This window comes from Pseudoalteromonas sp. B131b, assembly GCF_037162545.1.
In the GTDB taxonomy this organism is placed as follows: Bacteria; Pseudomonadota; Gammaproteobacteria; order Enterobacterales; family Alteromonadaceae; genus Pseudoalteromonas; species Pseudoalteromonas fuliginea.
Window position 1 is genome coordinate 369,229 of record NZ_JARLUZ010000001.1, and the last position, 19,829, is coordinate 389,057.

Sequence of the window (19,829 nt, forward strand, 5' to 3'; positions counted from 1 at the left end):
GTAAAGAGAACATGACTTTAAAAAAATTATTAGTATCAACAGTTTTAAGTATCAGCCTTTGCCAAAGTGCATTAGCAGCCCCTGTAGAAATCGACAAGGTGATTGGCGTTGTAAACCAAGGCGTTATTTTAAATAGTGAAGTAGACACCATTGTAAATCGTGTTAAAAAACAAGCCGAAGAGCAAGGGCAGCAACTTCCTAAAGATGAAACCTTACGTGTACAAGCAATAGAACGCTTAGTTAGCCAAACATTGATGATGCAAATGGCTGAACGTATGGGATTACAAATATCTGATAGCCAGCTAGACCAAACGCTAGCAAATATGGCAAAAGAACAAGGCGGTACAATTGCTGATCTACGTAAAACCATTGAAGGTTCTGGCGAGAGTTTTCAAGCATACCGTGAAGAAATCCGTAAAGAAATAACCACTCAACAAGTTACACGCGCCAATGTAGATCGCCGAATTTATATTAGCGATCAAGAAGTTGATAATTTGCTAAAAATTATGGAAAGTCAGGGACAAAACTCTGAAGAGTATAATATCGGGCACATTCTTATCGATATTCCTAATGATGCGACTGCTGATGAAATATCTGCAGCAAAAACACGAGCAGATAAAGTAATAGAACTATTAAATGATGATCAAGAATTTAAACGTATTGCCATTTCGTCATCAAGCGGTTCAAAAGCACTTGAAGGCGGACAACTAGGCTGGATGGGTATTAATGAAATGCCATCATTATTTGCAGAAGCAGTTAAAGGCAAAAAAAGTGGTGCTATTATTGGCCCTCTTCGCTCTGGCGCTGGATTTCATATAATTAAAGTACAAGAAATTCGTGGACTACAAGTTGTAGAAACAACTGAAGTGCGCTCACGTCATATACTAATCAAACCCTCTATTATCTTAAGCGAAGAAAAAGCACGAAATATGCTTGCTGGTTTTGCAAAAGACTTACGTGCTGGTACCGCTGATTTTGGTGAACTAGCTAAAGAATATTCTGAAGATCCAGGTTCAGCTCTCAAAGGTGGCGAATACGATTGGACTGATCCAACAACTTACGTTCCAGCTTTTAGAGATACTTTACTTTCTCTTAAACAAGATGAAATTAGTGAACCATTCAGAACTCGATTTGGTTGGCATATTGTTCAGTTACTTGGTAAACGTGTAGCTGATAAAACAGAGCTTGCTAAACGCAATCGTGCTCATGGCATGTTGTTCAATCGTAAATTTAAAGAAGAAAGTTTTAACTGGCAACAAGAAATGCGCGAGCAAGCTCACGTTGAAATTTTCCCTACAGACCAATAAATATGACCTTAAGAATTGCGATTACCCCGGGCGAGCCAGCAGGCATCGGCCCAGATTTACTTCTTACGCTTGCTCAGCAAGCGTGGGATGCTCAGCTTGTCGTACTAGCTGATGGTAAACTGCTTAAAGAACGTGCTAAACATCTTGGTTTGCCTATTAATTTAATTAAGTTTGATGAAAATGCCCCCGCAAAAGTAGCACCTGCGGGTAGTGTTTATATACATCAAGTTGATTTAGGTGTTGATGTAGAACTTGGGGTATTAAACGACGGTAATGGCCAATACGTTTTAGACACTTTGCGTATCGCAAGTGAAAAAAACATGGATGGTACATTCGATGCTGTTGTAACTGGTCCTGTCCATAAAGGTATTATTAACAAAGCTGGTATCTCTTTTAGCGGCCATACTGAATACTTTGCACAGCAATCAGATACTGCTGACGTTGTGATGATGCTGGCAACTGAGGGCTTACGTGTCGCACTTGTGACAACCCATATCCCACTTGCTTATGTATCGCGTGCTATTACCGAAGAACGTCTTACTAAAGTAGCGGGTATTTTAAATCACGACTTACAAACTAAATTTGGTATCGAAAAGCCACGTATTTTGGTATGCGGTTTAAACCCGCATGCAGGAGAAGATGGCCACTTAGGACGTGAAGAGATTGAAACAATCACACCTACTCTTGATGTACTTAGAAGCCAAGGTATGAATTTAATAGGTCCATTACCTGCGGACACGTTATTCCAAGATAAATATCTATCTGAAGCTGATGCTGTGCTTGCTATGTATCACGATCAGGGATTACCTGTGCTAAAATACAAGGGATTTGGTAATTCTGTGAATATTACATTAGGTTTACCATTTATCCGCACTTCAGTTGATCATGGTACGGCGCTAGATTTAGCCGGTACAGGTACAGCTGACGTTGGCAGTTTTGAATTAGCGATCCGCGAAGCAATTAAGCTCGCCCAAGAAAAAGCACAAAATCAATGACCGATAAAGTACATTTAGGACACCGCGCCCGTAAACGTTTTGGGCAAAACTTTTTATTTGATGAAATGATCATCGATAAAATAGTCTCTGCAATCGATCCTAAACCAGAAGACAACTTAGTAGAAATTGGCCCTGGACTTGGCGCTATTACAGAGCCTGTCGCTGATCTTAGTGGCCACCTAACGGTTGTTGAACTAGATAAAGATTTAGCACAACGTTTAATTGAGCACCCATTTTTAGGCCCTAAATTAACCGTTAACCAAGGCGATGCAATGACGTTTGACTTTGCAAGCCTAGTAAGAGACGACAAAAAATTAAAAGTGTTTGGCAACTTACCTTATAATATTTCTACGCCTTTACTGTTTCATCTTTTTGAATTTGCAGACAATATTGAACACATGCATTTTATGCTACAAAAAGAAGTCGTAAAGCGTATGGTTGCAGGCCCTGGTAGTAAAACCTTTGGCCGTTTAAGTGTAATGACTCAATACTACTGTAATGCAATGCCAGTGATAGAAGTGCCACCTGAGTGCTTTAAGCCAGCACCTAAGGTTGATTCTGCAGTTATTCGTTTAATCCCTAAAAAGCCAGAACAACGCACGGCTAAAAGCGTTAAAATTCTAAACACTGTGTGCTTGGAAGCCTTCAATCAGCGCCGTAAAACACTGCGCAACAGCTTGGGCAACTTACTAACAGCAGAAGAGCTTACAAGCATTGGGATAGACATAACGTTGCGCGCTGAGCGCTTATCTTTACAACAATTTATTGATATAGCTAATTGGATTTATGACAACAAGCAGTAATATTGGATCGCCTGTTAAGGTATCTGTAGAAACATTTTACGTAGAAGGCCAGTCTCAACCAGAGATCGAAAAATACGTATTTGCCTATTCGGTAACTATTCGAAACCATAGTCTGTGTAGCGCTAAGTTACTTAGCCGCTATTGGTTAATTACAGATGCAAATGGCAAAGAAACTGAAGTAGAAGGTGAAGGTGTTGTTGGCGAAATGCCAACCATAGGCCCTGGTGAAAGCTACAAATATACCAGTGGAGCTATACTTGATACACCAGTAGGCACTATGCAAGGGCATTATACTTTACGCAATGAATTTGGTTCTGAGTTTCAAGCACCTATTAACGTGTTTCGCTTAGCTTGCCCTAATATTTTGCACTAAATGATAACTAAATTGTATGGCTGATTATGTAATAGGTGATTTACAAGGATGCTTTAGCGAATTTAGCACCTTGCTACAGCGGGTAGATTTTAACCCAAGTAAAGATCACCTCTACTTAGTAGGAGATATAGTCGCTCGCGGACCAGACTCTTTAGCCTGCTTAGATTACATTTACCAAAACCAAGACAGCATAACGATTACACTTGGCAATCATGATTTGCATATGATTGCCTGCTATTACTTAAATAAACCAACTAACCCAAAAGACAAACTTAGCCCAATATTCAATAGCCATAAACTCACCCATTACATTGAATATCTTCAAACTCAGCCTCTTGCCTTATACTTAAAAAAATATAATAGCTTTATATCTCATGCTGGTCTTAACCCTGATTGGTCAATTGAAAATGCGTTAAAATATGCACAGTTTGCGCAAAGCTGTTACCAATCAAATAATGCAAAAACCTTCTTTGAGCAAATGTATAAGCCACACCCTGTGAAATGGCATAATGATCTAGACGACTTTGAAAAATTTAGATACATAGTTAATTATTTTACTCGAATGCGCTTTTTAACAAGTAATAATCAACTAGAACTTAGTGCAAAAGGCGCAACAATCAATAATAATGAGTTAACACCTTGGTTTATGCATCCAAATATATTAAACATTAAACAGGATATTATTTTTGGGCACTGGGCTGCCCTTGAAGGTAATACAAACCATAAATGTGTACACGCTTTAGATACAGGGTGTGTGTGGGGTAACAGCATGACGCTAATGAAACTACCTAGCAAACAAAAAATTGTAGAAAAATCCCACCTTTTGTCTAAATAACCTGAAATAATCTAATACATCTGTTAGATTTATAGACTAATAATTAAAATTAATTAAAGTAATTGATTTTAATTACTTAACTTATCAGTACAAACGCCGATAAGTTCTAACTGAAGTACTTTTGAGTGGAAACCTATATGAATCTAACAGTAAGCCAACGTATTTGGGGTGGTTTTATATTTATCACGCTATTACTTTTAATAATTGGTGGCAATTCTTTAATAAAAATAGCAAATATTGACCGCTCAACTCAAAAAGTGAACCAACTATCACTTCCAGCTCTGAATAAAAGCTCTGAGTTACAAGCTGAATTCATTTTAATGAGTAAAGCCGCTCAAGCGAGTTTTTACACTTCATCTGCAAATGAACTGGCGCCAATAAAAAAACAAGTACTCGAACAAAAACAGCTATTTAATAGCCTTCATAGCGAACTACAAGCAGTCGTAAAAGATGATCCAGCTTTAAACCAAAGCAGTAGAAATGTAGAACAAACCTACCTAAGTTTTTTAAGTACTGTAGAGAGCTTGCTTGTAGATAAGAGTAAACAATTAGCACTTAACAAAACATTAAAGTCTCAATTAGAAATTATCGAACTTAACGCTGAAGATGCAAATTCTGTCGTACTCGACATTTTGGACATAGACGGTTTTGAGCAAAATCATGCACGCGCATTCCAAGCGGCTAATAATTTAGAGAATAACTTTATGTCGGTTGTAAGTAATAGTACCGACATGCTGACAGTTAAAACACTCAATACACTTGATATTGTTAAAAACGAACAAAGCTACTATTTTGATGAAGTAACACGCACTCTAGCGTTAATAAAGCCTGCTATAGAGCAAACTCACAGTGATTTATTCAATAACTTAAAAGAGTATGTAGATACCCTCGAAAATAATATTAAAGGTAATAGTGGTTTAGCTGCAAATAAAAAACGCCTAATTGACTCAATCACACTGACCGAAAGAGAGCTTGCCGAATCAGAGCAAGCAACGAAAATGGCACTTAATCAAATTGATGAATTAGTTGCACAAGCAAGCAATGTTGCCTTTGAGTTACAAAAAGGTGTGCGCAGCGATGTAGATTCAGCTAATTTATGGACATGGGTAGGGATGGTTATCGCAACACTTCTAGCGATAGCAATTGCCATTATTACAGTTAGTCGTATAACCAAACCGCTTGCTGAAGTTAATCGTATTTTAGATATTGTTGCCAGTGGCGACATGACACAACGCTTAGATGACACTGCTAAAGATGAGTTTGGCGAACTATCTAAAAGTTGTAATACTTTAATTGATAGCTTGCGCAGCTTAATTAAAGGCATTATTTCTCGCTCGACTCAACTGGCCGCCGCTTCAGAAGAAACGTCTGCAATTACTGCAGAATCAAGCCAAGCAATTCGCAATCAACAAGCACAAGTTGAACAAGCAGCAACTGCAACCACTGAAATGAGCAGTACATCGCAAACAGTTAGCAACAGTGCTCAACAAGCGCTTAGTGAAATTAAAAATGCTGACAAAGAAGCCGAACGCGTTAAAGGTATTTCTAACAACAATAAAGCGACGATTGAGCAGCTTGCTCGTGAAGTAGACGACGCCTCTCAAGTTATCAATAAACTACATCAAGATAGCGCATCAATTGGTAGCATATTAGATGTAATACGCGGTATTGCAGACCAAACAAACTTATTAGCACTTAATGCTGCAATTGAAGCTGCACGTGCTGGTGAGTATGGCCGAGGCTTTGCGGTTGTAGCCGATGAAGTTCGCTCTTTAGCAAGTAAAACACAAGAGTCGACTCAAGAAATTCAATCAATGATTGAATCGCTACAAACAGGCGCAGAAGCTGCGGTAACAGCAATGAGCAAAGGTAAACAACGTGCTGTATCGTGTGTTGAGCAAACAGACTTAGCTAGTAGCGCGCTTGATTCTATTACATTTGCGGTATCTCAAGCTCACGATGTCAGTGAAGAAATATCAACTGCTGCATTAGAGCAACAACAAGTAGCACAAGAGATTAGTGAACGCTTAGAATCAATCGTAGCCATTGCAGAACAAACCGCTGAAGGCGCAAGCCAAACAAACATCTCAAGTTCAGAAGTAGCAAAACTTGCTGAAGAACTTCGTTTATCAGTCGATGAGTTTAAAGTTTAAATAACGCAATTAGCGCAAACAAAAACCCCGTTGATACCAAGTATCAACGGGGTTTTTTGTTTACTTAAATAAAGTACTTAACCTGAGCTCTGGTTACGAAGTTTACTAACGTATTGAATCATGGTGATATTTAAATTTATTTTCTCTAGCCAGATAGATTTATTATCCAGAGTTCAGGTTACTTATGCCAATGCGCTTCATTAAGAAGGCTGGTGTTATTACTTTTGGCAATGACTGCAAAAAACGGTGCTGCGCTGCCCTAGCCGTATTTCTTGCAGTTCGCTTTCACATGTCATACATGGCTTGCCTTTACGCCCATATACTAATAATTCTTGTGCAAAATACCCTGGTTTACCATCGCTTTGTGCAAAGTCCTTAAGCGTAGTACCACCTTGCATAATAGCCGCAGCAAGCGTGTCTTTTATAATAGGAATAAGTGCTTGATAGCGCTTTTGTGAAACTTTTCCCGCTTCTCGCTTTGGATGTATACCCGCTTTAAATAACGATTCATTCGCATAGATGTTACCAACACCGACTACCACTGCGTTATCCATAATAAACTGCTTTACGGGTACTTTTTTATTGCGCGATTGTTCATACACACGTTTAGCAAAAAAATCATCGGTAAGCGGCTCAGGACCAAGCTTAGAGAGTAGCTTATGTACTTGCCCTGGCTCTTGCCATAAGCAACAACCAAAGCGACGAGGATCGTTTAAGCGCAGTGCTTTACCGTTGCCAAAAATAAACTCTACATGGTCATGCTTTTTAAGCGGCTCACTTTTATCTACAACACGTAAATTACCTGACATACCCAAATGTAAAATAGTGCTGCCAAGCTCACAATGTAATAGTAAATATTTAGCTCGTCGTTCAATACTAGTAACAATTAGCCCTTCAAGTTGATACACGTCATCTGGCACTGGCCAGCGCATACTGCCATTGTAAATATTTACCTTTGTGACAACTTGGTTTTGTACGTGGGGAGTGATGCCCATTCGGCTCACTTCTACCTCTGGTAATTCAGGCATTAATTAGACTCACTTTGTGAAAAATCAAAACTAGGAAATAACTGCTGTGCAGTTTTTAAATCGAGTGCGAGTATTCGTTGGCTACTCTTTTCGAGTAAGTAATATTGCCCATCGCCTTTATAAAGCAAATAAATCCAAGGTAAACTCTCACCAGCCAACTCAAATGTAGCAACATATAAAGGCGCATTAGGATTAAAAACAACAGATTCGTTAACACCCATTAACTGCGCGCTTTGCCATTGGTTAATTAAATCACTAAGTTGTTGCTCAGAAGCTTGCCAGATAAATGGCGCATCTTTTTGTAACATTGTTGTACGCCAACTAGTTCCAATACGCTCAATTTTTTGATCAACAAATGTCAGCGTCAATACAAAGCTTTGAATTGGTAATACAGGCTGTACCGAAGACTCATCAGCTGAATTAAAAAGTTGCTTATGCCAGCCATTTAAAAAGAAGATCATAATCAACATTGAAAAAATAATAACGTTGTTCCAACCTTTGCGACCAAGTTGCATGTGCACACTTCCTATTTAATTCAAGATTTTAAAGTGTAACTAAAACTTAATTGCACTGTCTATATGTTAAACCGTGCAGACTTTGTTAGAATATCGGCAAATTTAAAGGAGTTCCGTCAATGTCTATGTATGTAGTGGGCCATAAAATCCCAGATTCAGATTCTATTTGTGGTGCAATTGCACTGGCTTATTTAAAAAACCAAATCGATGAGCCAGCAATTCCAACACGTCTTGGTGAAATTTCACCAGAAACTCAATTTATCCTTGATAAATTTGGCTTCGAAGCACCAGAGCTAAAATTAAGCTACGCTGGCGAAGACGTTTACATTGTGGATCACACAGAAAAAACACAAGCACCCGATGATATCGACCAAGCTCGCGTTGTTGGTGTGGTAGATCACCATAAACTAGGTGACTTAACATCATCGACTCCGCTTGAATGTTGGATTCGCCCTGTTGGCTGTTCGAACACCATTATTAAAATGATGTACGATTTTTACAGTGTAGAAATCCCTAAAGACATCGCTGGTATTATGCTGTGCGCAATTTTAAGCGACACAGTCATATTTAAATCACCAACATGTACTACTGCCGATATTAAATGTGTTGAAGCGCTAGCTGAAATTGCAGGCGTAGAAGACTTTAAAGAACTTGGTATGGATATGTTCCGCGTTAAATCTGCGGTAGAAAACACACCAGCGCGCGATTTAGTAATGCGTGACTTTAAAGATTTCAACATGAACGGTAACTTAGTAGGCATTGGCCAACTAGAAGTAATCGACCTTGCTGTTTTTGACGATATTAAAGCAGACCTTGCAGCCGATATTGCTAAGCTCAAAGTAGAGGGCAACCGCCATTCTGTGTTTTTACTGCTTACCGACATAATGAAAGAAGGCTCAGAAATGCTAATTGTATCTGACGATGCAAACTTAGTTGAGCAGGCTTACGGTGTAAAACCAGAGAATGATAAAGTATGGTTAGATGGTGTCCTGAGCCGTAAAAAGCAAGTAGTCCCACCACTGCAAGATGCGTTTTCAAAAGCCTAATAGCTTTAACAAATAGCACTAAAAAAGCCGATATTGCATAAAACAATATCGGCTTTTTTGTTTTTAAAATTTGTATTTCTTATACCAATTCGCTTAATTAAATAAGCTATTTTGAGGCTGGAAAAACGTGTTGATAGCTAGGCAAAAAATTCGATATTTAGTTGTTCTCGGCAATTGCTCCTGCATTGCTCTACCTTCTGCATCCATGCAGTCGTAAATGAGAATTTTTTAACGCAGGTAACGACACGTTTAGCCCCGCAAAATGATTAAGTATTATTGCGGATTGGTATTAAGCTACAAACACAACTCTCTAAATGGTAATGTGGCTGCGCCAATTGATACCGGAAAATTATCAATATTAGATACCACCAGCTTTGGCATAGGGCGTTTAGCGCCACGTCTAAATTGTGCATAAACCTCAGTTCGTGCAATAACTTTTTCAGCCAACTCTTTTGGAATATGGCCACCAATAATAATCGCTTCAGCATCTAATAATGCAGAGCAACAGGTTGCCACTAAATCAAATGAGTCTTGAACTTTAAACAACCACTCTTCAACGCCAGGCCAATCGGGGTCAAAGTTGTCATGCAGGTCGTAAATAGAAGTAACCGCTACGCCATTTTTTTTCAAAATACGTTTTAGTAATTCAAGATTGGGGTGGGCATATAATTTAGGCGGTAGCATGTCGCCAAGCTCACCTGCGTTTCCGTATGTACCGCGCAGTACGTCACCATTATTTACAATACCGCCACCAAATGCGGCCGACACAAACATATAAACAAAGTTTTTATACTCGCGCCCAATACCAGCAACACCCTCACCTGCGGCTGCACCTGTAGCATCGTTAACAACCCAAGTAGGGAGTTGAAAATGCTGCGACACAATATCGATAATATCAACCTGCGACCACTCCTCTAGCATATGGTGGGTATTCATTTTTCCATCCATTGAGCTAAAAAAGCCAGAGATACCCACGCCCATTCCCAGTACTTTTTCACTTGGAATGTCACGCTCAGCGCTTATATCTTCCACCAGCTTTTGTGCACATTTAAGTACATTATTAATGCTCATATCCGACATTAACTGCATATGGGTGTAAACCACCTTTCCCGTAAAATCCATTACAGCAAGCGAAATAGCATCAAGCAAAATAGCTAAGCCAAAGGTAAATCCGTAATCGGGATTAAGGGCAATGCCAAACCCAGGCTTACCTTTTTTATTAGGAATTAGCGTATCAGTTTGTACAATTACACCGTGTTGGGTTAACGACTTAAGTAAACGCGACACAGTTTGCTGTGGAATACGAGTTGCGCTCACAATATGACTTTGAGTTACGCACTTTTCCCAAAACACCACTTTTATAATATCGCGCTCAATATCTTGAAATAGCTTTTCGCCTTTTCCAAGCTCAAAACCAGAGCGTAATAAGTTACTGTTGTTTAACGAAAACATAGGTATTAACCCTAACAAAATTGGAGCACAAGATTACGTGAAACCATTATAAAGAACAAGTGGGCAAACGCGTCTACTCAATCACTATCACTCTAAAATCATTCACATTTGTGTTAGTTGGCCCAGTAATAATTAAATCATCAATGGCTTTAAAAAACTGATGGCTATTATGACCTTCTAACTGTGCGTGTAAGTTTTCGCCAGCATCTTGTGCGCGAGCAATCGTACTGCTATTTATATACGCACCCGCTACATCTTTACTACCATCTACACCATCGGTATCACAAGCAAGTGCGTAAATACCCGCTTCGCCATTAAGTGCCTCAGCCAACGCCATTAAGTATTCTTGATTCGGCCCGCCATCGCCATAAACATCAGCAACGGTTACGGTAAGCTCGCCACCAGAGAACAACATAGCGCGCTTGCCTTGGGCTTTTTGATCAAGAGCGATAGCCGCATGTTGCTTTGCAACCTCTTTAGCCTCGCCTTGAATATCATACCCTAGTACCTGGGTTTCCCAGCCTTGATGCTGTGCAACACTTATAGCGCTATCAATAGCATGCTGCGCATTTGCAACAATAAAGTACTCACCCACGGTATCAGCAACTCGTTCTTGCTCTGGTTTTAATAAATGCGCTTCAACCTCTGCAATTACCGGCCAATTGTACTTTTGTAAAATAGCCAGTGCATCGGCTTTAGTACTGCCATCGCTAATAGTAGGGCCCGATGCTATATCACTTGGTTTGTCCCCTACTACATCTGAAATAATGAGCGTAACGTAATTAGACTTAGCGGCCTGCGCTAACTTACCGCCTTTAACAAGTGACAACTGCTTACGCACTACATTTATTTCATCAACGCTTGCACCACTTCTAAGTAAAAACTGATTAAGCTTTTGCTTTTGTGAAAAAGGCACATCATCAACAGGTAGGCACATCAACGACGAACCGCCCCCGAAATAATAAACAAAATAGGAATATCAGCCGGATTATTTTTTACAAGTTCCAATAACTCTTTGCCAGCAGCTAAGCTGTTATCGTCTGGTGTTGGGTGGTTTGCACTAAGCACTTTAATTCGCCCAGTATCACCGCTACTTTCGTAGCCATAACGCGTTACCACTGCGCCAAAACATTTATCACCATAAAAGCGATTAACTTCGGCGGCCATTTCAGCGGCGGCTTTACCCGCCCCTACTACACACAAACCTTTGCTTGCATCTATATTTTCTAAATACTTACTCATGCAAGCACTCGGTTTGCAGGCATTTACCGCAGTGGTAAATAAATCAATTAAAAACGACTTTTTAGAATCCATTAGTCACAGCTCACGAAAAAATTGAAGGAATAGCTAAACAAATTAATATCATCACAATAAACATACTAAGTAGCATAACGATATCTTTGCCAGTTAAAATTGAGTTTGATACGGTCTCGGCATTTTGTACTTTTGTGACTTCGTTTACCTCTCTTGAAATTAAACGACTCGTAACATAAATAATCACAGCGGCGCTTACAAAACCGATAAAATTCCACCAAAACCAGAAAATATCAGGCGCAAATACCGACACCAATAAGTTAATTAATACACTACTAATTAAGCCAATATTGGCATGCAATGCAGCACTGCGTTTACTTAATACAGCAACTAAAAATACCGCCAGTATTGGGCCATAAAATAGCGAGCCGACTTTGTTAATAGCTTCAATAATGGTCGGCGCTATGTCACCGGCAAAAAGTGATAGTACTAAGGTAATTGCACCCCATGCTAAACCTAAGTATTTAGCTAACTTTAAGTAAGATGGTTGGTCTAGCTCTTTATTAGAAATACGGCTGTAATCTTCAATACTTACCGCCGAAAGTGAATTAATTGCAGAGCTAAGTGACGACATCGCTGCCGACAAAATAGCGACAACTAACAAACCAATTAAGCCGTGCGGGAGGTAATCTAAAATAAATATAGGCATCATCCAATCAGGGTTATCTGCTGGAATTTTTGCTAAAAATTCAGGATTACTCATTGCCAATGTGCCAACAATTAAACCCGACACACAATATAAAATAGTAATAGGAAAGCGCACTACACCATTTGCTAAAATCATGTAGCGTAGGTTTTTAGGATCTTTTGCACTGAGCGCACGTTGCGCTTGCGTTTGGTCACATCCGTAGTAAGAGGCGTAAAGTACCACACCACCAAAAATCATCGGTAAAAAGCCAAAGCCATCACCACTAAAACCAAATGAATCAAACTTAATCGCTTCTAATCGGCTCGAATCAACATTGGCAATGAAGGTATCAACCCCACCTAAGTGATACAGTCCAAACCCTATACAAGCAATAGTACCCAGTACAATGATGATCATTTGAATCGCATCACCGTACACTACAGCTTTCATCCCACCTTGCAGTGAATACAAAACGGTTATAACTCCCGTTAGTACAATTGCTTGCCATGCTTCTATTCCCATGGTGCCTTGTAAAATAAGCGATACCGCGTAGATCATAATGCCGGTCGCAAACGCACGGCTAAATTGAAACACCACACTAATAAGCACACGGGTTGAGCGGCCAAAGCGCACTTCTAAATAATCGTAAATACTGACAATGCCGCTTTTATAAAGCTTGGGTAAAATAGTCGCTAAAATTAAAATCATCGCCAGCGGAACACCCAACTCATACGAGAGCCATTGCATACCACCGCCTTCACGCAAACCAACAAATGCAGGAGCCGAAATAAAGCTAATAGCCGAAAGCTGAGTGGCCATTACCGACAAAGCTAAAGGCTTCCAACCTAAGCTTTTACCCCCTAAAAAGTAATCATTTTTATTGGTTTGTTCGCGTAGCATAAATCCCATTACCAATAAGGCACCAAGATAAAGAGCAACTATTGAAAAATCTAATATATTCATAATTAATTCGCGTATTCACAATATGAAAACACTGCGCCTTTTCAAAAATTAAATACCAAATGGCTACCTGCCCTTACCTTTTTAAATAAACGAACCTAATCAAAAAGATAAACCTGTAGCTAACTTAGCTGAAAAATACATCACAATGCAAAAAACCTATTAACCCCAAAGTAGGTTAATAGGCATAAAGCATTTATTTAAAAGTCGTATTTAACTCTTAAAGTAACGCGTCGAGGGAGAATTGGGCGACCTACAAAATATGGGTTATCTGCCGTTTGGCTATTACCTAGACGAGGTGAACCTTCAGTAACACCGTCAGAATCAAACAGATTAAATACCCCAACGCTTAAGCGTACTGTTTGCTCTGGTGCAACTTGCCAGTTATAGCCTGCATCAAATCTAAATAAGTGGAATGAATCAAGTTCCACAGAGTTTGAGTCATTAGCAAAATTTTTACCGGTAAAGTTATGGTAAATCGATGCATCCCAGTTATCTGCGGTGTAGCTAATAGATGAGTTAAATAATATTTTTGGTTTACGACGTAATTCGTTACCAATAATAGAAGGGTCTGAGTCAAATTCAGTAAACTCGTGATCGGTATAGGTCATGTTGGCATCAACAGCCCACTCATCGGTAATATCGTAACGACCGGTAAGCTCAACACCCGTTGCTTTAGTTGATTGCATCACTGGCAGCTCTAATACGCCCCCATTACCATCATTTACAAAGTCTACGCTGCGTCTGTCTTTTAAGTCAGTTCTAAATAACGCAATGCTACCGCTAAAGTCGTTATCAAAAAACTTAACACCTAGCTCGCCTTGCTCAACAATTTCGGCTTCGTAGCTGGCAGGCTCGCCTAAATCGTTAAACTGAATACCTCTAATTTCGGGGAAGAAAAACCCACGCGATGCATTGGCATATATATTTAAATTATCAGTTAAGCGATATAACGCCGCCCCTGATACAGCAAATTCAGACGTGTCGACTTCGCCGTAAGTCATTACACCACTGCCCGTAGTGTTAACTTGTAAGTTAGGTGCAAGCGTTGGATCATCAGAAACCTGAACTACTTGGCTGCCTTCGCGACTAATTTTTCCTTCAATTTCTTCGTAGCGAACACCAAAGTCAAAAATCCAATCGTCGCTTTCCATTTGATCCGCTACGTACAATGCTCTGCGGGTAGCGCTAATGGTTTGGTTAGTATAAGAAATGCCTGGGCCACTAATACCATTTTGAGTGTACTGAACCTCGTCGCCATTAACATCGGTATACGTTAAGTCGATTAAGCGAGGATTGTTATTAAACTCACCTAAGTAAGTTGTAATAACGTTATCGTCGTCGGCTTCACTGTGCGAGAAAAATGTACCGACTGTAATATCGTGGCTAAAATCACCTACAAAAATACTTTTGATGATATTAAATTCTGCAGAAAAATCTTCAGCTGGGCGGTCACGGTCTAAAATGCGGTTAGCAAATAGTAAGTCATCACTTGCAAGTACGACACCTGAATTAACATAAGAAAACTCAGCACCGCTTGCATCACCTAGCCCTCGGTTAGCTAAAAAGTCGTCTTGGCTTTCAGGTACATTAATAATACCGTCGCCGTCTAAAAATAGATTAAATTCGTGTTGATATTTAGCGTATTTACTGCGCATATTAATGGCAAAATCGTTAGCGAGTTCTTTTTCAAACACCACTGAAATAGAGCCACCTTTAGTAACTACACCATCGCTGATTGGCGATTCATAACGACCATTTGCTGTATCGTAGGTTAAGTTAGATACTTGCGCCGTTTGCAGTGATTCGACTTCACGACCATCATTACCACTTAAGCGCTCGCGGCTGTCGCCATCAAGTGGAATAGGTAAGTAAAACTGAGCTTGGTCGTCAATGTACTGTCCATAAACAGTAAATGAGCCAGAGCCATCATCAAATTCTTTACGAATATTACCACGCAACTGTGTACCTTTAGTCTCAAGGCCTGTATCTAATGGGCCCTCGTCGTAACGGTAAAAGCCAGAAAGCGCATAATATAAGCCGTCTTCGTTAAGTGGACCGCTCGTTGCAAAACCTAAGCGAGTACGCCCTTGGTCAGAAAGCTCCATTTGTACGGTACTTTGCGGATCATCACTGCCCGTTTTAGAAATATAGTTAATAATACCGGCCACAGAACCTTGGCCAAATAAATTAGATACACCACCACGCACAAACTCTACGCGCTCAATACCCAAATCATTACGGTAATACACATCAAACGCCGATGAGTTTAAACCAAAAACACTCAAACTAGGTGAACCGTCATACGACAGTGGCGTAAACTGAAACTGACCCGATGAAGGTAAGCCTCTTACTTGTAGGTTAGTAGCGACTTCACCGCCACCGCCTTCTACTTTAATACCCGGAATATAGCGAAGCACATCCGCTTGGCTACTTGAAGACAGCTTTACCAGCTCGTCTTCGCTAATAGATGTTACTGATTGTGGAGTGTCTGAAATAACACGCCCTTTACTGGTACCAGAGACGATAATACGCTCAACGTTGTTAGCTTTTTTTGCTGTATCTGGTGCAGCTTCTTCTGCCGCATAAGCGCCCTGTGCAAGGCATAAAGATACAATAGAGGCGATCGTTGTTTTATTCACGGGTATTCTCCAATTGTGCTGGTTGTCTGTGTGTATTTACTTAGAGTGAGGCTAAGCAAAGCCGAAATAATCAAGTAAACATGTTAGTTTTTTGTTACTTCGAACAGGATTTAAGCACAGAAAAAAACATTTACAACCCATAATGAGTGCTTTAATATTATCCAAATCGGAAATAACACACAAAGAGCACCCAATATGACTACTGTAAACAGCGGTAAAATTGACTCAGCAACGGCTTCATCGCTTGCAGACCTTGCTACTAAAACACTTATAGCGAACGACTTAGGTGGCTATACAGTACCAACACATGGCCTATACCCGTTTCAGTGGAACTGGGATTCAGCCATTACAGCGCTAGGTTGGATGAAATCAGACGAAAGCCGCGCATGGCAAGAAATTGATGTGTTATTTTCAGGCCAATGGGATAATGGCATGGTGCCGCACATCTTGTTTCATAAAGATTCAGATACTTATTTTCCTGGCCCTGACGTATGGGGTTCGGATAAAAAAATTAAAAGTACGTCTATTTCACAGCCGCCAGTAGTCGCCACCATAATGAAAGAAATGCTTGCCAGCGCTAAAGATAAAGCACTTGCAGAACAAAAAGTTAAAGCGTTATTTTCACAAGTAGTTGATTATCATTTATGGTGGTACAACGACCGAGATCCTGAAAAAACAGGTTTAGTAGTGACCTACCACCCGTGGGAATCGGGCATGGATAACAGCCCATCATGGGATGACGCTCTTCATGCTGTGCCATGTGTAGATTGGGAATATACGCGCCGTGATACAAGTCATGTGGATTCTTCTCAGCGTCCACATAAAAGTGAATACGACCGCTTTTTATACCTTGTAGACTTTTTCAAACGTAACAACTTTGACAGCAAAGTAATTTACGAAACCTGCCCGTACAAAGTGAATGACCTAGGTATTATTGCTATTTTACACCGTGCAACCAAAGATTTACTCAAAATGGGTGAACAACTTGACTTAAACGATGCTCGCACTGATTACTTAGCACAGCGCTTACAAATAACAGAGCAAGCCATAAACACTTTATGGTGTGAACAAAGCCAGTACTTTTATTGCAGAGATGTATTAACTAACAGCTTGGCTAAAGTTAAAACATCAGCCGCGCTATTAACTGTATATGCAGGTTTAACAAGCGATGAGCAAACTAAAATAATTAATACAGCCACCGAAGATTTTATTGAGTCGAGCCAATTTAGTGTGGCATCTACTCACCCTAAAGAAGAAAAATACGAGCCACAACGCTACTGGCGTGGCCCGATTTGGTTACACATCAACTGGATGATAGCCATAGGCCTTAAAGAAGCAGGCTTTGTAACAACGGCTGAAAAAATTCAAGATGACACTCGCAACCTAGTTGTTAAGTCAGGCTACTACGAATATTTTAACCCAGAAACAGGTGCTGGCTGTGGTGGTAAAGATTTCTCGTGGACAGCTGCAATAGCATTACATTGGCTACTTGACTAATAACTAAGGCAAGATCATGAAACACACAATATGCTTTGGTGAAGTACTGGTTGATTTACTTTCAAATAAATTGAGCCAAAACAGCAACGAACACGAAGCGTTTACAAAGTTTGCAGGCGGTGCGCCTGCAAACGTAAGCGTTGCCATTGCAAAGCTAGGCGGTAATGCTTACTTTGCAGGAATGCTAAGCACTGATAGCTTTGGCGACTTTTTACATAATGCATTAAAAGAGCAAGGTGTAAAAACCGACTTTATGCGTTTTACCAACCAAGCAAAAACAGCCCTTGCGTTTGTATCACTCGATAACGATGGCGATCGCACGTTTGAGTTTTACCGTGATAACACTGCCGATTTGCACTTTAGTAACGATGACTTTAGTCGCGAATGGTTTGAGCAATGCGATATTTTTCATATTTGCTCAAACACATTAACCAACAAAAACATCAGAAACACCACCGCTTACGGTGTTAAATTTGCAAAACAAAATAACTCAATTGTAAGCTTTGATATTAACTTGCGCCTCAATTTATGGCCAAGCGATGCCAACCCTCGCGAGCATATTTTACCGTTATTAAAAGACTGCTCAATTATTAAAGCCTCAAAAGAAGAGCTTGAATACTTAGCGGGTGAACAATCGAGCGATGAGTTTATTGCCCTAACACTTAATACCGGTTGTGAGCTATTTGTAGTTACTGATGCAAGTAACCCAATGTATTGGTTTACTAAACACGGCAAACAAATGCTTATCCCTAAAAAAGTAACTATGGTTGATGCTACCGCCGCCGGTGATGCCTTTGTTGGAGGTTTACTATACCAACTCGGTTTACATGCATTAACACCAACGAGCTTTAGTACCCTTTGTAAAAATACTGCAAAGCTAACAACTATTTTTGAATTTGCTTCGTTATGTGGTGCCCATGCCGCATCTTACAAAGGGGCATTTAACTCCCTACCTAACCAAAAGTCTCTACACGATTTTAGGCGCAAACGATGAAAAGCACACCTGATAACTTTAAAAGCCGTGAATTCTTAACGCAGCACATTAGCGACACGTTAGCGTTTTATGAGCCAAATATTGACGACAAACACGGTGGTTTTTACCAAAACTTTTCTGATAACGGTGAGGTGTTTGATAAACACACGCGCCACTTAGTAAGCTCTACTCGTTTTGTATTTAACTATGCACGCGCGTATCAAATCTTTAATGACGAAAAGTATCTTAATCGTGTTAAATCGGGGATTGAGTTTATTCGTAAGCATCACCTTGTTGAGCAAACAGGTGGCTACAACTGGTTATTAAAAGTTCAAAACGGTCAAGCTACCGTGCTTGATAACACCAATCATTGCTATGGCTTTGCATTTGTTATTTTAGCGTACAGCTGGGCATACCGTGTGGGCGTTACAGAGGCGCGAGAATACCTAAACGATACATTTCAAACAATGGAAACACATTTTTGGGATGCAAAAGCCGGTTTATATAAAGATCAACATAACAGCGACTTCACAAAGTGTGATTCATACCGCGGCCAAAACGCCAACATGCACACCTGCGAAGCACTTATTGCCGCCTATGAAGCCACAAAAGACGAAATATTTTTAAACCGTGCGCTCACACTTGCCGACAACATGGTTAATCGCCAAGCTAATTTAATGGGTGGGCTAATTTGGGAGCATTACGATATAAATTGGCAGGTCGATTTAGAGTACAACAAAGACGATCCTAAAAATTTATTTCGTCCGTGGGGCTTTCAACCTGGCCATCAAACAGAGTGGTCAAAACTGCTTATGTTTTTAAATAAGCATAAGCCACAAAAATGGCTTATTGAACGCGCTCAAGCCTTATTTGATAACTCGATAAATGTAGCGTGGGATAAAAAGTACGGCGGTATTTGCTACGGCTTTGCTCCTGATAAAACTATTTGCGATGACGATAAATACTTTTGGGTGCAAGCCGAAACTCTGTGTTGTGCAGCGTATCTTTATCAAGCAACAGGGGATGAAAAATATCAGCAATGGTATGACAAAATTTGGCAGTATTCGTGGCAGCATTTAGTCGATCATAAATACGGTGCTTGGTTTAGAATTTTAACCGCTGATAATAAAAAAATAGACACGATGAAAAGCCCAATAGGTAAAACTGATTACCATACAATGGGTGCCTGCTTTGATGTGCTCGAACTATTAAAGTAACTATGTAGTCATAACTTTTACAGTGTTGTGTAGACCTTTTAACCGCCAGTTTGGCGGTTTTTTTATTTTATGCAGATAAACATCACCAACC

15 protein-coding genes and 1 pseudogene are annotated in these 19,829 nt (G+C 40.0%); 10 read left to right on the forward strand and 6 right to left on the reverse strand.

Annotated elements, in window-relative coordinates; genetic code table 11:
• The first annotated feature begins 11 nt into the window (after positions 1-11).
• The 6 genes from surA to P4S65_RS01865 all read left to right on the forward strand — a co-directional run bounded on the left by surA (position 12) and on the right by P4S65_RS01865 (position 6,466).
• Positions 12-1,307 carry a peptidylprolyl isomerase SurA gene (gene surA, locus P4S65_RS01840; RefSeq protein WP_007376551.1) on the forward strand — a complete coding sequence of 432 codons (1,296 nt, stop codon included), beginning with the start codon at positions 12-14 and terminating at the stop codon, positions 1,305-1,307.
• Positions 1,308-1,309: 2 nt separating this feature from the next.
• Entirely contained in the window at positions 1,310-2,302 is a 993-nt protein-coding gene (gene pdxA / locus P4S65_RS01845; protein WP_008136591.1) for a 4-hydroxythreonine-4-phosphate dehydrogenase PdxA, read from the forward strand.
• Positions 2,299-3,105 (forward strand): 16S rRNA (adenine(1518)-N(6)/adenine(1519)-N(6))-dimethyltransferase RsmA, encoded by an 807-nt coding sequence (gene rsmA / locus P4S65_RS01850; protein ID WP_007376553.1) that lies wholly within the window; start codon positions 2,299-2,301, stop codon positions 3,103-3,105. Before pdxA ends, rsmA begins: the two co-directional genes overlap by 4 nt.
• The gene (gene apaG / locus P4S65_RS01855; RefSeq protein ID WP_007376554.1) at positions 3,089-3,478 is read left to right on the forward strand and encodes a Co2+/Mg2+ efflux protein ApaG; all 390 of its coding nucleotides are present in this window, start codon (positions 3,089-3,091) and stop codon (positions 3,476-3,478) included. The genes rsmA and apaG overlap by 17 nt, the downstream gene beginning before the upstream one ends.
• 16 nt (positions 3,479-3,494) lie before the next feature.
• Positions 3,495-4,313 (forward strand): symmetrical bis(5'-nucleosyl)-tetraphosphatase, encoded by an 819-nt coding sequence (locus P4S65_RS01860; RefSeq protein ID WP_033038971.1) that lies wholly within the window; start codon positions 3,495-3,497, stop codon positions 4,311-4,313.
• Between the two features lie 137 nt (positions 4,314-4,450).
• Positions 4,451-6,466 carry a methyl-accepting chemotaxis protein gene (locus tag P4S65_RS01865; protein WP_007376556.1) on the forward strand — a complete coding sequence of 672 codons (2,016 nt, stop codon included), beginning with the start codon at positions 4,451-4,453 and terminating at the stop codon, positions 6,464-6,466.
• Positions 6,467-6,684: 218 nt separating this feature from the next.
• Here P4S65_RS01865 and mutM read toward each other — a convergent pair whose 3' ends face one another.
• Together mutM and P4S65_RS01875 are read right to left on the reverse strand one after the other, a co-directional pair.
• A complete protein-coding gene (gene mutM / locus P4S65_RS01870) occupies positions 6,685-7,494 on the reverse strand; it encodes a bifunctional DNA-formamidopyrimidine glycosylase/DNA-(apurinic or apyrimidinic site) lyase (RefSeq protein WP_337119468.1) in 810 nt (269 codons plus the stop codon).
• On the reverse strand, positions 7,494-8,009 hold the full coding sequence (locus P4S65_RS01875) for a hypothetical protein (protein ID WP_096793796.1): 516 nt from the start codon (positions 8,007-8,009) through the stop codon (positions 7,494-7,496). The genes mutM and P4S65_RS01875 overlap by 1 nt, the downstream gene beginning before the upstream one ends.
• Positions 8,010-8,128: 119 nt before the next feature.
• On the opposite strand from P4S65_RS01875, the gene P4S65_RS01880 reads away from it, so the two are divergent.
• Positions 8,129-9,055: a manganese-dependent inorganic pyrophosphatase gene (locus tag P4S65_RS01880; RefSeq protein ID WP_007376559.1), complete on the forward strand. Its 927-nt coding sequence runs from the start codon at positions 8,129-8,131 to the stop codon at positions 9,053-9,055.
• A 294-nt stretch (positions 9,056-9,349) separates the two neighbouring features.
• On the opposite strand, the gene P4S65_RS01885 is transcribed toward P4S65_RS01880, so the two are convergent.
• From P4S65_RS01885 to P4S65_RS01900, 4 genes and pseudogenes are all read right to left on the reverse strand, one after another.
• On the reverse strand, positions 9,350-10,507 hold the full coding sequence (locus P4S65_RS01885) for an ROK family transcriptional regulator (protein ID WP_002957728.1): 1,158 nt from the start codon (positions 10,505-10,507) through the stop codon (positions 9,350-9,352).
• Positions 10,508-10,580: 73 nt separating this feature from the next.
• Positions 10,581-11,821, reverse strand: a pseudogene (locus P4S65_RS01890) (glycerate kinase type-2 family protein).
• Between the two features lie 10 nt (positions 11,822-11,831).
• Entirely contained in the window at positions 11,832-13,412 is a 1,581-nt protein-coding gene (locus tag P4S65_RS01895; RefSeq protein WP_337119469.1) for a sodium:solute symporter, read from the reverse strand.
• A gap of 197 nt (positions 13,413-13,609) precedes the next feature.
• Complete coding sequence (locus P4S65_RS01900; RefSeq protein ID WP_337119470.1) at positions 13,610-16,051, reverse strand: TonB-dependent receptor; 2,442 nt, start codon at positions 16,049-16,051, stop codon at positions 13,610-13,612.
• Between the two features lie 195 nt (positions 16,052-16,246).
• Here P4S65_RS01900 and P4S65_RS01905 point away from each other — a divergent pair, with 195 nt between their 5' ends.
• The 3 genes from P4S65_RS01905 to P4S65_RS01915 are packed head-to-tail and all read left to right on the forward strand — an operon-like array spanning position 16,247 to position 19,738.
• Positions 16,247-17,548, forward strand: a complete 1,302-nt coding sequence (locus tag P4S65_RS01905) for an MGH1-like glycoside hydrolase domain-containing protein (protein ID WP_337119471.1) — start codon at positions 16,247-16,249, stop codon at positions 17,546-17,548.
• A 16-nt stretch (positions 17,549-17,564) separates the two neighbouring features.
• On the forward strand, positions 17,565-18,542 hold the full coding sequence (locus P4S65_RS01910; protein WP_337119472.1) for a carbohydrate kinase family protein: 978 nt from the start codon (positions 17,565-17,567) through the stop codon (positions 18,540-18,542).
• Positions 18,539-19,738 (forward strand): AGE family epimerase/isomerase, encoded by a 1,200-nt coding sequence (locus tag P4S65_RS01915; protein WP_337119473.1) that lies wholly within the window; start codon positions 18,539-18,541, stop codon positions 19,736-19,738. The genes P4S65_RS01910 and P4S65_RS01915 overlap by 4 nt, the downstream gene beginning before the upstream one ends.
• Positions 19,739-19,829: the final 91 nt, after the last annotated feature.

Coding starts and splice junctions, on each gene's coding strand:
- surA (WP_007376551.1), top strand. CDS start 12: ATGACTTTAAAAAAATTATTAGTATCAACAGTTTTAAGTATCAGCCTT.
- pdxA (WP_008136591.1), top strand. CDS start 1,310: ATGACCTTAAGAATTGCGATTACCCCGGGCGAGCCAGCAGGCATCGGC.
- rsmA (WP_007376553.1), top strand. CDS start 2,299: ATGACCGATAAAGTACATTTAGGACACCGCGCCCGTAAACGTTTTGGG.
- apaG (WP_007376554.1), top strand. CDS start 3,089: ATGACAACAAGCAGTAATATTGGATCGCCTGTTAAGGTATCTGTAGAA.
- P4S65_RS01860 (WP_033038971.1), top strand. CDS start 3,495: ATGGCTGATTATGTAATAGGTGATTTACAAGGATGCTTTAGCGAATTT.
- P4S65_RS01865 (WP_007376556.1), top strand. CDS start 4,451: ATGAATCTAACAGTAAGCCAACGTATTTGGGGTGGTTTTATATTTATC.
- mutM (WP_337119468.1), bottom strand. CDS start 7,494: ATGCCTGAATTACCAGAGGTAGAAGTGAGCCGAATGGGCATCACTCCC.
- P4S65_RS01875 (WP_096793796.1), bottom strand. CDS start 8,009: ATGCAACTTGGTCGCAAAGGTTGGAACAACGTTATTATTTTTTCAATG.
- P4S65_RS01880 (WP_007376559.1), top strand. CDS start 8,129: ATGTCTATGTATGTAGTGGGCCATAAAATCCCAGATTCAGATTCTATT.
- P4S65_RS01885 (WP_002957728.1), bottom strand. CDS start 10,507: ATGTTTTCGTTAAACAACAGTAACTTATTACGCTCTGGTTTTGAGCTT.
- P4S65_RS01895 (WP_337119469.1), bottom strand. CDS start 13,412: ATGAATATATTAGATTTTTCAATAGTTGCTCTTTATCTTGGTGCCTTA.
- P4S65_RS01905 (WP_337119471.1), top strand. CDS start 16,247: ATGACTACTGTAAACAGCGGTAAAATTGACTCAGCAACGGCTTCATCG.
- P4S65_RS01910 (WP_337119472.1), top strand. CDS start 17,565: ATGAAACACACAATATGCTTTGGTGAAGTACTGGTTGATTTACTTTCA.
- P4S65_RS01915 (WP_337119473.1), top strand. CDS start 18,539: ATGAAAAGCACACCTGATAACTTTAAAAGCCGTGAATTCTTAACGCAG.